The organism is Paenibacillus sp. J14 (genome assembly GCF_000518465.1).
In the GTDB taxonomy this organism is placed as follows: domain Bacteria; phylum Bacillota; class Bacilli; order Paenibacillales; family Paenibacillaceae; genus Fontibacillus; species Fontibacillus barengoltzii.
This window is the reverse complement of sequence record NZ_JADQ01000014.1, coordinates 88,049-101,414: the sequence shown is the minus strand read 5'-3', so window position 1 is coordinate 101,414 and position 13,366 is coordinate 88,049. Positions and strand designations below refer to the sequence as shown.

General features: G+C 51.9%; 15 protein-coding genes and 1 pseudogene. 14 read left to right on the top strand and 2 right to left on the bottom strand.

Features of this window, described 5'->3' with window-relative positions; all coding sequences use genetic code 11:
- From M891_RS0107600 to M891_RS0107590, 3 genes and pseudogenes are all read left to right on the top strand, one after another.
- Nucleotides 1-212: pseudogene (locus tag M891_RS0107600) on the top strand (ISLre2 family transposase); the annotation flags it as partial.
- Between the two features lie 483 nt (nt 213-695).
- Nucleotides 696-2,411 (top strand): proline--tRNA ligase, encoded by a 1,716-nt coding sequence (locus M891_RS0107595; protein ID WP_028538391.1) that lies wholly within the window; start codon nt 696-698, stop codon nt 2,409-2,411.
- Between the two features lie 67 nt (nt 2,412-2,478).
- On the top strand, nt 2,479-3,453 hold the full coding sequence (locus tag M891_RS0107590; protein ID WP_028538390.1) for a patatin-like phospholipase family protein: 975 nt from the start codon (nt 2,479-2,481) through the stop codon (nt 3,451-3,453).
- A 41-nt stretch (nt 3,454-3,494) separates the two neighbouring features.
- On the opposite strand, the gene M891_RS0107585 is transcribed toward M891_RS0107590, so the two are convergent.
- Nucleotides 3,495-3,821, bottom strand: coding sequence for a hypothetical protein (locus M891_RS0107585; RefSeq protein ID WP_028538389.1), 327 nt, complete (start codon nt 3,819-3,821; stop codon nt 3,495-3,497).
- A 5-nt stretch (nt 3,822-3,826) separates the two neighbouring features.
- Entirely contained in the window at nt 3,827-4,825 is a 999-nt protein-coding gene (locus M891_RS0107580) for a DUF1385 domain-containing protein (RefSeq protein WP_028538388.1), read from the bottom strand.
- Between the two features lie 186 nt (nt 4,826-5,011).
- Between M891_RS0107580 and M891_RS0107575 the strand changes: the two genes are divergently transcribed.
- From M891_RS0107575 to spoIIIAE, 11 genes are all read left to right on the top strand, one after another.
- A complete protein-coding gene (locus tag M891_RS0107575) occupies nt 5,012-5,572 on the top strand; it encodes a YqhR family membrane protein (protein ID WP_028538387.1) in 561 nt (186 codons plus the stop codon).
- A 68-nt stretch (nt 5,573-5,640) separates the two neighbouring features.
- Nucleotides 5,641-6,084 carry a type II 3-dehydroquinate dehydratase gene (gene aroQ, locus M891_RS0107570; protein ID WP_016311695.1) on the top strand — a complete coding sequence of 148 codons (444 nt, stop codon included), beginning with the start codon at nt 5,641-5,643 and terminating at the stop codon, nt 6,082-6,084.
- Nucleotides 6,085-6,134: 50 nt separating this feature from the next.
- Complete coding sequence (locus M891_RS0107565) at nt 6,135-7,208, top strand: M24 family metallopeptidase (protein ID WP_028538386.1); 1,074 nt, start codon at nt 6,135-6,137, stop codon at nt 7,206-7,208.
- A 164-nt stretch (nt 7,209-7,372) separates the two neighbouring features.
- A complete protein-coding gene (gene efp / locus M891_RS0107560) occupies nt 7,373-7,930 on the top strand; it encodes an elongation factor P (RefSeq protein WP_016311697.1) in 558 nt (185 codons plus the stop codon).
- A 209-nt stretch (nt 7,931-8,139) separates the two neighbouring features.
- Nucleotides 8,140-9,393: an aspartate kinase gene (locus M891_RS0107555; RefSeq protein ID WP_028538385.1), complete on the top strand. Its 1,254-nt coding sequence runs from the start codon at nt 8,140-8,142 to the stop codon at nt 9,391-9,393.
- Nucleotides 9,394-9,525: 132 nt separating this feature from the next.
- On the top strand, nt 9,526-9,792 hold the full coding sequence (locus M891_RS0107550) for a YqhV family protein (protein ID WP_009225772.1): 267 nt from the start codon (nt 9,526-9,528) through the stop codon (nt 9,790-9,792).
- Between the two features lie 129 nt (nt 9,793-9,921).
- A complete protein-coding gene (gene spoIIIAA, locus M891_RS0107545) occupies nt 9,922-10,920 on the top strand; it encodes a stage III sporulation protein AA (RefSeq protein WP_028538384.1) in 999 nt (332 codons plus the stop codon).
- Nucleotides 10,913-11,431 (top strand): stage III sporulation protein SpoIIIAB, encoded by a 519-nt coding sequence (gene spoIIIAB / locus M891_RS0107540; RefSeq protein WP_028538383.1) that lies wholly within the window; start codon nt 10,913-10,915, stop codon nt 11,429-11,431. The genes spoIIIAA and spoIIIAB overlap by 8 nt, the downstream gene beginning before the upstream one ends.
- A 60-nt stretch (nt 11,432-11,491) precedes the next feature.
- Nucleotides 11,492-11,695, top strand: coding sequence for a stage III sporulation protein AC (gene spoIIIAC, locus M891_RS0107535; protein WP_009225775.1), 204 nt, complete (start codon nt 11,492-11,494; stop codon nt 11,693-11,695).
- Between the two features lie 11 nt (nt 11,696-11,706).
- Nucleotides 11,707-12,096, top strand: coding sequence for a stage III sporulation protein AD (gene spoIIIAD / locus M891_RS0107530; RefSeq protein ID WP_016311701.1), 390 nt, complete (start codon nt 11,707-11,709; stop codon nt 12,094-12,096).
- Nucleotides 12,097-12,128: 32 nt separating this feature from the next.
- Nucleotides 12,129-13,325: a stage III sporulation protein AE gene (spoIIIAE, locus tag M891_RS0107525; protein ID WP_028538382.1), complete on the top strand. Its 1,197-nt coding sequence runs from the start codon at nt 12,129-12,131 to the stop codon at nt 13,323-13,325.
- Nucleotides 13,326-13,366 lie beyond the last annotated feature (41 nt).

Sequence of the window (13,366 nt, the reverse complement as noted above, 5' to 3'; positions counted from 1 at the left end):
TGATGAGGATTCAAGAAGCGGGCACGGTGGTAAGAACGGTTGAAGGACAAGCGAGTAAGCAGGCAACGCCGCAGCAGTCGATAAACATGCGGCAATTGCTCAAGAACGTGACGCAACCGGTCAAGGGTTGTATCGCTGGAATGATTCGCATGCTGCAAGGACCGAAGCAAAGCAGCACAACGGGTATGGCACTCAAAGCACTTCGCGGATAACGGCAAAAAATTCTGACAAATCACTTGTGTTTGATGAAAGAACGAAGCAAAGCGCTTACAAGGAAGAGGTTCCTTCGGGGTTCGCGTTCCAGGCATCTTAAATGACTGCCCACGCTAGCTTGACACTGACTATTATGGAGTGCAGCCTTGACAGGAACAATGAAATGCGTTAAATTCGTTGTCAACATGATTTAAATGATATTAATGTTCCATCAGCCGTGATCAAGGATTGAAATTAACGACTGCGTCCTCAGAGAGGAGACCCGGGAGCTGGAAGGTCTCTGTCGCACGTGAATTTTTCCCGCCTTGTGAGCTGTACGGGGAGATTTCCTCTGTGGAAATTGAACACGTACCGGTCCCCAACCGTTATCATGGTTAGAGCACCGTATGAGCTTGATCGACGGTGGAATTAGGGTGGTACCACGACACATTCGTCCCTTGACGAATGTGTCTTTTTGTTTTCAGATGAAGGAGGTCATTGAAATGCGCCAAAGCCGATTATTATCCCCAACCCTGCGGGAGGCTCCATCCGATGCAGAAGCGGCCAGCCATCAGCACCTGCTGCGCGCGGGCTACATCCGCCAATTGGCAGCGGGGATCTACTCCTACCTGCCTTTAGGAAGAAAGGTGCTGCTTCGAATCGAACAGATTGTGCGGGAGGAAATGAACCGGGCCGGAGCTCAGGAACTGCTTCTCCCTGCGATGCAGCCGGCGGAGCTTTGGCAGAGATCCGGTCGTTATGAACGCTATGGCCCTGAGCTGATCCGATTCAAGGATCGGCATGATCGCGAATTTGCTTTAGGTCCAACGCATGAGGAAGTCATCACTTCATTGCTGCGAGATGAGGTGAACTCATACCGCCAGCTGCCTCTAACGGTTTATCAAATTCAGACGAAGTTCCGTGACGAACGCCGTCCCCGGTTTGGTTTGCTGCGCGGTCGAGAGTTCTTGATGAAGGATGCCTACTCCTTTGACACCGATTGGACCGGCTTGGATGGCGCATATCAATCCATGGTTTCTGCTTACGAGAAAATCTTCCGCCGCTGCGGTCTGAAGTTCCGAGCTGTTGAGGCTGACCCTGGAACGATTGGCGGGGAAGGCGGCACCCATGAATTCATGGCCTTAGCCGATATTGGCGAGGACGTTGTAGCTGTGTGCGGGAATTGCGATTATGCAGCGAATCTTGAAAAAGCGACTTCAGCGCTGCCAGACCCAAGCCTGCAAACTCAATCAGCGGCAGCTGACCGTCCCGAAGTGGTTGATACGCCGGGCGTGCATACCATCGAACAATTAGGTCAGTTCTTTCAAGTGGGCCCTGAACATTTCCTCAAAACGCTGATTTACGTTCCTGAAGGGAAAGAGCCAGTTGCGGTCGTCGTACGCGGTGATCATGAAGTGAACGAGCTGAAGGTGGCTGCCTGGTTAGGCGTAGATCACGTGCAGCTTGCTGATCATGAGACAGTAGAGAAAATAACCGGTGCCCCGGTAGGGTTTGCTGGCCCGATCGGCCTTATGATCCCGGTCTTGATGGACAGGGAGGCTTCAAACATGGACACAGCGATTGCAGGGGCAAATGCGCCGGACACCCATTTACGCTCGGTCTGCCCAACACGCGATGTAGCTGAAGCCTCCATCGGCGACTTTCGCAACGTGGTGAAAGGAGATGCTTGCCCACGCTGCAAGGAGGGAAGGCTCCAATTGTTGCGGGGCATTGAGGTTGGCCATGTGTTTAAACTTGGAACCAAATACAGCGAGCGGTTAGGCGCCGTATTTTTGGACGCCCAGGGGCGTCAGCAGCCGATGATCATGGGATGTTATGGAATCGGCCTTTCTCGACTTATGTCCGCAATTGCCGAACAACATCACGATGAACATGGCCTCATCTGGCCGGTATCGATCGCACCATACCAGGTACACATCATCCCAATTTCCGCTTCAAATTCGCAGCAAATGGAACTTAGCCTCAAGCTTTATGAAGAGTTAACTCAAGCCGGCGTAGAGGTATTGTTGGATGACCGGGATGAGCGCCCCGGTAGCAAATTTAATGATGCTGATTTGATCGGGATTCCTTATCGGATCATCATTGGGAAGTCTGCTGCACAAGGACAAGTCGAATGGGTAGAACGAGCCTCTATGAAGCGAGAACTGATCCCCATTGATGAAGCCATTCGGCGAATTCACACGCGCCAAGTTCTTTAGTCATACGTACACCTCTCCCAACATACATAAGCAGTAAACTGAATGTGGGTTGGGAGGAGGGCGCCGGATGCTGATTAACGGAGTTTTTGAGGGCGGCGGAGTCAAAGGGATATCGTTGGCTGGTGCGGTCCGGGCAGCCGAAAAGCATGGAGCGCAGTTTCATCGAGTGGCCGGAACCTCATCAGGTTCAATTGTCGCTTCAATGATTGCTGCAGGCTATACCGCAGACGAAATGAAAGAACTGATTATGACGACGTCCTTCACCAAATTTCTGAAGAGAGCGCCCCTTTTTAATTTGGCATTAATTGGCCCCGCTCTTCGGGTCTTGCTGAAAAAAGGCTTGTATGCCGGGGAAGCGTTGGAGGAGTGGATCCGCCAACTTTTACTGCTGAAGGGTATTCGGACGTTTGGCGATTTGGAGCGGGGGAAGCTGACGATCATCGCCTCGGATATCACCAGTGGGAAAATCATGATACTGCCGGACGATTTAGAGAAGATTGGCATCGACCCAACGACGTTTGAGGTTGCCCGAGCGGTTCGTATGAGCTGCAGCATTCCGTATTTCTTTGATCCGGTGTTGCTGCGATTGCCGCCGAAGCTGGCTAGAGGAAAACCGTTCACCGAGCAATTTCTGCATATCGTGGATGGCGGCTTGCTCAGTAATTTTCCGCTATGGTTATTTGATCAGGAAGAACCGCGGCAAGGCGGGCGTCTTATTCCGACGGTCGGCTTTCAAATGGTCGGCAAAAATACGAATAAACCGCATCGAATCACCGGCCCATTTACGATGCTGCAGGCGATCGTGGAGACGATGTTGTCGGCCCATGATGAGCGGTACATTGAGCAATCCAACCGCTATCGTACCGTGAAAATTCCGACGCTAGGCATCGGCACTACGCAATTTGATATTAGCGAGGAGGAAAGCCAGCTGTTGTTCGAATCCGGGTTTCTGGCGGGGGACCGGTTTTTCGCCAACTGGAGCCTGCAGCTATATGAAGAACAGTTTAAGAAGTACCAACAAGCAAATAGCACGTTCAAATAAAAGGAAAGGACGGAACCCCAGCGGTTCCGTCCTTTTGCATTTTAATGATATTTCGGCAAATCGTCATCGTTTTTGCCTTTGTTGCCTTCGATAACTTGAAACGGATAAGTTTTGCGTTTCTCCGTTCGAGTGGTTTTTCGTTCCGCGGCTACTTTGGCCATCGTACGCGCGGAAGGTTTGATTTTGGGCTGCTGTGCCTTCCGGTACTTCCGGGGCGGATATTTATATAGCAGGAAGACGATACCAAAGACAGCAACCGGAATGATGATACTGCTCCAATGAATCTGATGACTGATAAACAAACCATCAATAATATAAAACGCGACGAGAAGGACGATGATCCAAAACATGATGCCTTGTTTTCTCATGTTACTCATCCTTTCAAGGGATCCAATGATGTACCAACCGGCGTCTCCATCACACCGACTTGTTCCAACTGCGCATCCAGCTCGCGCATCCGGTTAAAAGAAGCGATCGATACTTCAACCATATCATCGGTCGGTTCTTTTGTAGTCAACAACTGCAGCCAAAGTCCTGGATATCCCAGGAACCGCAGCACCGGAATGTCGCGAACCGCATTCGTGAACCGCAGCATTTCAAAGGAAAGTCCAATTACAAGCGGGAGCAGCAAGATTCGAATGTAGATCCGTTCCCAAACCGTGTCCCAACTGAAAATCGGCAGTGAATAAATGATCACGCCAACGATTACCGTTAAGATGATAAAGCTGCTGCCACACCGGTAGTGCAGGCGGGAATATTTTTGTACATTGGCCGGGGTTAATTCTTCGCCTGCTTCATAAGCAGAAATCACTTTATGCTCCGCTCCATGGTATTGGAACAGCCGTTTGATCACAGGGGTCTGGGACATGAGCCACAGATATCCGAGAAGAAGAACAATTTTAATGACACCTTCAACCAAGGAGTGCAACGTCTGGCTGGCAAACGCATGTTGGAACAAATATTGCTCCAAGAGCGCCGGTACCAATGTGAAAATGAGCTTTCCTACGATAAAGGACAAGATCCCTACGACGGCAACTCCAAGCAGCATCGTGAGAGAAAAGCCTGACTCTTCTTTTTCCTTCTGTTTGGCGCGTTCTTCGGGGTCCATCTCGTCATCGGCCATCGCCTCTGCCGAAAAGTTCAGGTGTTTGGAGCCTTTGGCACTTGCGTCAACGATGCTGACGATACCGCGGATCAGCGGGATTTTGCGCAGCTTTTTGACCCATTCCTTATCTTCCTTTGGGACCTCTAAGAAGCTGATTTCCCCGTTTTTCCGGCGCACAGCGGTCACATTCACATATTTCCCGCCAAACATGACGCCTTCTATAACGGCTTGGCCGCCGTAAATCGTCGGTGTGGATTGTTCAGGCAAAACTTTCACCTTCCTATAATGTATAAGTTTGGTTTGGTATAAGCGGCAAGACATCGATAATTTGTAATGATTCCATTGTAACGGACTTTGCGGGCAAATTCTAGTTGGATTAGTCGTTTTGGAAATGTGCATACTAATCTTCAAAAAAAACGCAGGAACTTATTCCTTTGGAAAGGAAGGATGCGAATGAAAGCGGATAAGGAGAAGAAGCAGAACCGGGTTCAACCGTGGCGCCAGCAACACCGGGAACATACGAATATCTGGCTGTATACGCTGGAAATCGGGTGTTTTGCTGGATTAATTTGGGGTGGCGTGAAGGGGGTATTCTTCTATATGAGATTCACCTCGGTGCTGCCAGGCTATTTGTTGGAGCCGTTCTTCAAAAATTCGTTCTTGCATAGTCAAGCCGGGTACTATTTGGGCTGGCTGGCGTTTATCGGATTATCGATTCTGGCGACGCTGATTTATGTGTTGGCGTTCCGCAAGCTCAAAGGGCCAGGTCCGGGCATTCTATATGGCATTGCCTGGTGGGGAATTTTGTTTGGAGTGCTGGGCCCGTTGCTTGACATGATCCCTCCGCTGCGCGAATTGTCGCGGACGACGATCATCAGCGAGTTTTGCTTGTATTTGCTGTGGGGGTTGTTCATCGGTTATACCACGGCTGAGGAATACACGGATGAGCGCGCACGTGAACCTAAAAAAACCGGCGAACAGGCGCTTTCCATGGAGGGCGGGGCAAAAAGTTAAAGCTTCTCAAGCGACTCCTACCTATGTTAAAATTATTTTTGGTTATTTTTCGGAAAGGGGGAGCCGCCATGTACCGCATCTTAGTGATGAACGGACCGAACTTAAACATGCTTGGCGTGCGCGAGCCCGGCGTCTATGGTTCCGAGAAACTGGTTGATATCGAAAACCATCTGAAGGAACTGGCTGCGCCAAACGGGCTGGAGTTATCCTTCTTTCAGTCCAATCACGAGGGCGAGCTGATCGACCGGATTCATGCCGCCTACGGAAATACGGATGGAATTGTGTTGAATCCAGGTGCACTCACGCATTATAGCTATGCGCTTCGGGATGCCTTGACTTCCGTAAGCATCCCCGTGGTTGAGGTCCATCTGTCCAATATCCACGCCCGTGAGGCGTTCCGGCACCACTCGGTCATCGCACCGATCGCTGTCGGTCAAATCTCTGGATTCGGATCCTACGGATACGAAATGGGACTACTGGCCTTAAAACGTCACTTGGAGCGGGCAAAATAACGGAGAGATCGTAAGAAGGTTATTACCTTTATAATAAGGGAGAGTTGGTTATGGCGAGTACACGTGTAGCCCGGCTCCGTGAGGCGATGAAATCGCAGCAAATCGAAGCCGTACTCATCACCGGAGAAGTGAACCGCTGCTATTTGACGGGATTTACGGGAAGTTCCGGCTATGTCTTGATTACCGATCAGAAGGCTTGGTTGCTCACAGACTTCCGCTATTTAACCCAAGCTGCCGAACAGGCGCCTGGGTTCGAAATTGTGGATCACGGGCCATCGGTTACTGGAACGATTCAAAGCTTGCTGAAGCAAGAGGGCATCGAACGGCTTGGTTTTGAAGAAGATCAGTTGGTCTATGCCACCTACCGGACTTATGAAAATGAATTGAAGCCGGTGAAGCTGGTTCCGCTTAGCGGGTTGGTTGAAGAACTGCGGATCTTCAAGGATGACGAAGAATTAGCGATTATGAAGGAAGCGGCGGAATTGGCTGACCGGACTTTCCTGCATATGCTCGACGTTCTGAAGCCGGGCATGAGCGAGTGGGATGCCGCTCTGGAACTGGAAACATTCATGAAGAAGAACGGTGCTACCGGACCTTCGTTCGATACGATTATGGCTTCGGGAGAACGCTCCGCATTACCGCACGGGCGAGCGAGCGAACGCATTATGCAAGCGAACGAACTGGTCACGATGGATTTCGGCGCTTTGTATAAGGGCTATTGCTCTGATATTACGCGGACGGTGGCCTTGGGAACGCCAAGCGCCAAGCTGCGTGAAATCTATGATATCGTTCTGGAAGCCCAGCTGCATACGCTGGAATTCCTTCGTCCAGGAATGACTGGACGGGAAGCCGACGCCTTGGCACGCGACGTCATTACCCGTTACGGCTACGGTGAACAGTTCGGACACAGCACCGGACATGGCCTTGGAATGGAAGTGCATGAGGCTCCGCGCGTCTCCAAAGCAAGCGACACGGTGCTGAAGCCGGGGATGGTTGTCACCGTTGAACCAGGGATCTACCTGCCGGGAATCGGCGGCGTTCGCATCGAGGACGATGTCGTCATCACGGAAACCGGAATTCGCCGGTTGACGGAATCGACGAAGGATTTTATTTCACTAGGCTAAAATAGGGTTGCCGCCGGTCTTTATAAAGGACCGGATGCCCGGCTGTAGTGCGTGGTTTCGCAGGGTCTCCAAGCGTGGGGGAACAGCAGCTAACGTGAGCAGCTTGAAATTTGGGTATTTTTCAATTTTAATATAGGTGTTAACCCACTTGAGGAGGTACTTTTGTGATTTCAGTAAACGATTTTAAAACAGGCTTGACCGTCGAGGTGGACGGCGACATTTATACGGTGCTGGAGTTCCAACACGTAAAACCGGGTAAAGGTGCAGCGTTCGTCCGCTCCAAGCTGAAAAATCTGCGGAACGGCAACATTGTAGAGAAAACGTTCCGTGCCGGCGAAACCATCAGCCGGGCGATGATTGAAAACCGTGATGTATCCTATCTGTATGCCAGCGGCCAAGAGCATACGTTCATGGATAATGAAACCTTCGATCAATTTACATTGACGTCGGATCAATTGGAATGGGAACTGAACTTCCTGAAAGAAAATATGAACGTAAAAATCGTCAGCTACCAAGGCGAAATTATCGGGATCAACCTGCCAAACAGCGTCGAGCTGAAGGTTATTGAAACGGAACCGGGAATCAAAGGTAACACGGCTACCGGCGCAACAAAGAACGCTAAAGTCGAAACCGGCTTGAACGTTCAGGTACCGCTCTTCATTAATGAAGGCGATGTACTCTTGATCGATACACGCGAAGGTAAGTATATTTCGCGGGCATAATCCCTCAGCAGTTGTTTGGTACAAGGCTCCGCTCCAGGCGGAGTCTTGTACTAATAGGCATCCTCCACCTACCTGGGTGGAGGAATTTTTGTTAATATCGGCAAAACCATTGACGAACTTCGGGTCTTTCGTATTATACTGGTTTAAAGCGTTACTGGATTCAATGGGTTGAACGCTCCGACTTGGAGCACCATTAGGGAGGGTCTGACTTGGCTTTATACGTGATGAAATTTGGAGGCAGCTCTGTAGGCGATACGGAGCGTATGCAACGCGTCGCCCGGCGGGTTGTAGACAAACAGCAGGAAGGGCATCAGGTGATGGTGGTCGTCTCCGCGATGGGCGACACGACGGACGATTTGATCGATCAAGCGAAGCTGATTAATCCGGACCCACCTTTGCGGGAAATGGATATGTTGATGACGACCGGCGAGCAAATCTCGATCGCATTGATGGCAATGGCTATCGATGCGCTGGGCGCTAAGGCCGTTTCTTATACCGGTTGGCAAGCAGGCTTCCGCACGGAGGCAGAGCATGGTAAAGCTCGGATTACCGATATTAAGCCGGAGCGGGTGCTCAAGTCATTGGAAGAAGGGTATATCGTGATTGTAGCCGGCTTCCAGGGCTTGACTGAGGACGGAGAGATTACGACGTTCGGGCGCGGCGGTTCGGATACGACAGCCGTCGCTTTGGCTGCGGCGACAAAAGCGGATTATTGCGAGATTTATACCGATGTGGACGGGGTGTATTCAACGGACCCGCGGATCGTGAAGAATGCCCGCAAGCTGAACGAAATCTCATACGACGAGATGCTTGAACTCGCGAACTTAGGTGCGGCGGTTTTGCATCCACGTGCGGTGGAATATGCGAAGCACAACAATGTACGGCTCGTTGTCCGCTCCAGCTTTAACAATCATGAAGGTACGGTCGTGAAGGAGGATGTCAATATGGAACAAGGTGTGGTAGTCAGCGGAATCGCGTACGATAAGAACGTGGCCCGAATCAGCATATTGGGCGTATCGCACGTGCCCGGCGTACTGGCGAAGGTGTTTGGCTCTCTGGCGGAAGCCAAGATCGATGTGGACATCATCGTCCAAAGCGGGGTAACGAATGGGAAAGCGGATTTCTCCTTTACCGTAGCCCTGTCCGATTGCGATAAGGCAGTGAAGGTATTGGAAGGGATCCGTAACGAGCTGCCTTATGAGAAGGTAACCTCCCAGGAGGGGCTTGTGAAGGTTTCGATCGTAGGCGCAGGGATGGTCAGCCATCCGGGCGTTGCAGCTCAAATGTTTGAAGTGATCTCCAAGCAGGGCGTTAATATTGAGATGGTTAGCACCTCGGAGATTAAGGTATCTTGCGTGATTGAAGGAAGCAAGCTGAACGATGTCGTGAAGGCCTTGCATACGGCATATGGTTTGGACGCGGAGACCACCGCATTTGTTGGCGGTCCGCAAGAACGGCGCTAACCCGTATATCAATTAACTGAAGAACGGTACTAAGGAATCCCTCGAAGCGAATGGCTTCGGGGGATTTTTTTAATAAATAGAGAGTTTCAGGCATATCGTTAAGAGAACAGATGGGACAAAAAGGAGGTATATATGCTTGATAAATTCGTGACAAGCATGGCGGCCTTGCGAATTTTTTCGGGGACGATCGAAATTCTCGCAGCGCTGCTGATGCTGAAGCTGGGCAGGGTGGACAAGGCGCTGGCCGTTAATTCGGCGCTGGCGTTCGTTGGCCCGACCATACTGCTTGTCACCACGTCGATTGGACTTGCCGGTATGGCCGACAAGCTATCGTGGGGAAAGATGGCATGGATTGGGTGCGGAGTGACTTGTCTCTTAATCGGCATTTTGAAGAAATGATAGAGTTCCCTAGCATATTGACCAAGTACAAGCATACACATGTGATATAGCAAAAAACAATCCAAATAAGAGAAAGCAAATCAGGCGATATGGACATGCGTGAAAAGTAAGAGTTTTGGGGGTACGCCTATGAACCCAAGTTGGTTAACCGTATTTCCCGACAATCTCCGGGACTTGCTGCTGAAGCTTCCGCCTTCTATCTTTCCGGCTTTGGAAGAAATTCGCATTCGCGAGGAACGCCCGCTGGAGATTAATACGGGCGGCCGCTACTATTTTCTAACGTCGGACGGGGAGATGACGCGAAATCCGAACGCCGCATACAAGCCAAGCAAGCAGGACGGCAAACGGCTGCTTGACCTGATCACCAACCATTCGCTGTACACGATGGAAGAGGAGCTTCGCAAAGGGTTTATTACGATCGCTGGCGGGCATCGAATCGGACTAGCCGGGAGAACCCTGCTCAGCGGAGGAAGGGTGGAGCATCTGCGTGACATCAGCGGCTTTAACGTGCGGATTGCCCGAGAGATAAAAGGCATTGCGGATCCGATCCTGCCGAGGCTGCTCGATTTCAAGCACAAGACGGTGTATCACACCTTAATTCTGTCTCCGCCCCAACAAGGGAAGACGACGCTAATTCGCGATTTAGCGCGCCAGATTAGCAGCGGAACCTGGGGACATCCCGAGGCCTCCTGGCCGGGGCTCAAGGTTGCGGTCATCGACGAGCGCTCCGAAATCGCCGGCAGTAAGCGGGGCGTGCCCGGCTTTGACATGGGTCCGCGAACCGATGTGATGGACGGCTGCCCGAAGGCAGAAGGAATCATGATGATGATTCGCTCCATGTCGCCGGACGTCATCATCGTTGATGAAATCGGTCGGCCGGAGGATGCCGAGGCTTTGGCTGAAGCGCTGCACGCCGGCGTCCGGGTCATTGCCACGGCGCATGGTTCAAGCGTGGACGATTTGGTCGCCCGTCCGGCATTGTCCAGGCTGGCGGAGAGCTCTTTCTTCCAAATGTACGCGGTGATTGCGCGGACGGATAAGGGACTTGCCTTTAAGCTGTGGGACGGCAAACGCCGCGGAATTCCGGCGGCTGTCCCTGGATGGAGAGGCAGGGAAGAGCATGCTTAAGATGTTTGGAGCCGCCCTCGTCCTGCTGACTGCCACCTTGGCGGGCTGGCTGAAAGCCAGGCAATTCGCAGCACGGCCAAGTCAGATCCGGAGGCTGATCCTCGCACTAAAGCGGCTCGAGACAGAGATTATGTACGGCTTTACCCCGCTGCCGGATGCTCTCCGAAGAATCGGCGAGCAGAGCGGGGAGCCGATCCGGGCGATCTTCGTTCGGGCGGCGGACCATATGAGTTCCGCCCACCCGCTGACCGCCCAGGAGAGTCTGGAGCAAGCTGTAACGAAGCTGTGGAGCTACACCGCGATGAAGGCGCCCGAGCAAGAGGTCATCAGGCAGCTCAGCATCACGCTCGGGACAAGCGACCGGAAGGATCAGCTGGGTCATATCGCCACAGCGGTGCGGCAGCTTGAGAGCGAGGAATCCGCAGCACGGGAAGAACAGGCCCGCTATGAAAAAATGTATCGAAGCTTGGGGCTTTTGTGCGGAGCGTTCATCGTCATTTTGTTCTACTGAATACCATTTCCCTCCACGGCTGATTGACGCCTGTGAAATCGTTAGTGAGGTGCCAAATCAATGAACATAGAAGTGAACGCCATCTTTCAGATTGCTGGCATCGGTATCATCATCGCCATGATCCATACGGTATTGAAGCAGATGGGCAAAGAGGACATGGCGCATTGGGTGACCCTGATCGGGTTTGTGGTCGTTCTGTTCATGGTCATCCGATTGCTTGACAGTCTGTTTCAGGAAATTAAATCGATTTTTTTATTCCAGTAGGTGAGCGCTCCGTGGAAATCATCCAAGTTGTAGGGCTCGGGCTTATCGCAACCGTGCTGGTCCTGGTCGTCAAGGAACAAAAGCCGATGTTCGCATTCCTGATTGCCGCAAGCACGGGCGTTCTGATCTTCCTGTACCTGATCGGAAAAATCGGCGGAATTATCGAGGTGCTGGAGGATCTGGCCGAGAAATCCGGCGTCCAGATGATCTATCTGAAGACGATTCTGAAAATTATCGGCATCGCCTACATCGCCGAATTTGGGGCGCAGATCGTCCGGGATGCCGGTCAGGAGAGCATCGCCAGCAAAATCGAAATGGCGGGTAAAGTGCTCATTATGGTGCTAGCCATACCGATTATCAGCATTATTATCGAGACGGTCATCAAGCTGCTGCCGGCTTAGCAGGCGCATTGCATCAGATTGGGGAGAAAGTTATGCCAGCAACGATTGAACGATGGCGCGGGTCTACGCTGCTCTTGATCATCTTAGGGGTCCTGATGTTTTGGTACATGCCCGTCATCGCCTCCGCTGAAGGGGAAGGGGATAACTGGATCCAACGCCAGGCCAAGGAGCTTCCCACCGATCAGGTCGAAACGTATTGGCAGCAGCTGATGAAGGAGTACGGCGGGTTCTTCCCGGATCAGAACCTCCCTTCCTTTATGGATATGCTTCTGCAGCAGGACCAGAGCTTTAGTCTTAAGGCGGGGCTAAGCGGCCTGATGCGATATATGTGGCACGAGGTGCTGTATAACGGGCACATCTTAGTGACCATCGTGCTGCTCTCCATTTTTAGTATGATTCTGGAAACCTTGCAAACCGCATTCGAGCGCAAACAGGTCAGTAAAGTGGCTTACTCCATCTGCTATATGGTGATTTTGGTGCTTGCGATCAACAGCTTCCATGTGGCGATCACCTATGCGACGAATGCGATTAGCGGAATGATTGACTTCATGATGGCGATGGTGCCGCTGCTGTTCACGTTGCTAGCTTCTCTGGGCAATGCGGTAACGGTAACCGTGACTCACCCTTTGGTTGTGTTTATGGTCCATGCGGTAGGGACAGCGGTACATACGGTCGTATTCCCACTGCTGTTCTTCTCGGCGGTGCTGCACATCGTCAGTTCGTTGTCAGACAAGTATAAGCTTACTCAGCTGGGCAATTTACTCCGCACCGTGAGCATGGCTTTGCTTGGGGTCCTGCTCACCGTATTTCTTGGCGTCATCTCGGTGAAGGGCATCGCCGGATCCGTGGCCGACGGGGTCACCCTGCGAGCAGCCAAGTACCTGACCGGCAACTTCGTTCCGGTCGTCGGCAAAGTGTTCGCCGATGCAACGGACACCGTGATCTCGGCTTCCCTGCTCGTCAAGAATTCGATCGGGCTGGTTGGAGTGATCATCCTGCTGTTTCTATGCGCCTTCCCGGCAATCAAGATCATTACGCTGGCACTGATCTTCAACCTGGCTGCGGCGGTGATGCAGCCGCTCGGCGATTCACCCGTGATCGCATGTCTGGAGACGATCGGTAAGAGCATGTTGTATGTCTTCGCAGCGCTGGCCGCGGTGGGCATGATGTTCTTCCTGGCGATCACGATCATGCTGACCGCTGGAAACATCACCGTGATGATGAGGTGAGTCGTCCTAAGGGGACCTAAACGATATACAAGGGGTGGTGA

What these genes read in the sequence shown, in the direction of transcription:
- M891_RS0107590 (WP_028538390.1), top strand. Translation starts at nt 2,479, where the DNA reads ATGCTGATTAACGGAGTTTTTGAGGGCGGCGGAGTCAAAGGGATATCG.
- M891_RS0107550 (WP_009225772.1), top strand. Translation starts at nt 9,526, where the DNA reads ATGCTTGATAAATTCGTGACAAGCATGGCGGCCTTGCGAATTTTTTCG.
- M891_RS0107585 (WP_028538389.1), bottom strand. Translation starts at nt 3,821, where the DNA reads ATGAGAAAACAAGGCATCATGTTTTGGATCATCGTCCTTCTCGTCGCG.
- M891_RS0107595 (WP_028538391.1), top strand. Translation starts at nt 696, where the DNA reads ATGCGCCAAAGCCGATTATTATCCCCAACCCTGCGGGAGGCTCCATCC.
- spoIIIAA (WP_028538384.1), top strand. Translation starts at nt 9,922, where the DNA reads ATGAACCCAAGTTGGTTAACCGTATTTCCCGACAATCTCCGGGACTTG.
- spoIIIAE (WP_028538382.1), top strand. Translation starts at nt 12,129, where the DNA reads ATGCCAGCAACGATTGAACGATGGCGCGGGTCTACGCTGCTCTTGATC.
- spoIIIAC (WP_009225775.1), top strand. Translation starts at nt 11,492, where the DNA reads ATGAACATAGAAGTGAACGCCATCTTTCAGATTGCTGGCATCGGTATC.
- spoIIIAB (WP_028538383.1), top strand. Translation starts at nt 10,913, where the DNA reads ATGCTTAAGATGTTTGGAGCCGCCCTCGTCCTGCTGACTGCCACCTTG.
- M891_RS0107565 (WP_028538386.1), top strand. Translation starts at nt 6,135, where the DNA reads ATGGCGAGTACACGTGTAGCCCGGCTCCGTGAGGCGATGAAATCGCAG.
- M891_RS0107575 (WP_028538387.1), top strand. Translation starts at nt 5,012, where the DNA reads ATGAAAGCGGATAAGGAGAAGAAGCAGAACCGGGTTCAACCGTGGCGC.
- aroQ (WP_016311695.1), top strand. Translation starts at nt 5,641, where the DNA reads ATGTACCGCATCTTAGTGATGAACGGACCGAACTTAAACATGCTTGGC.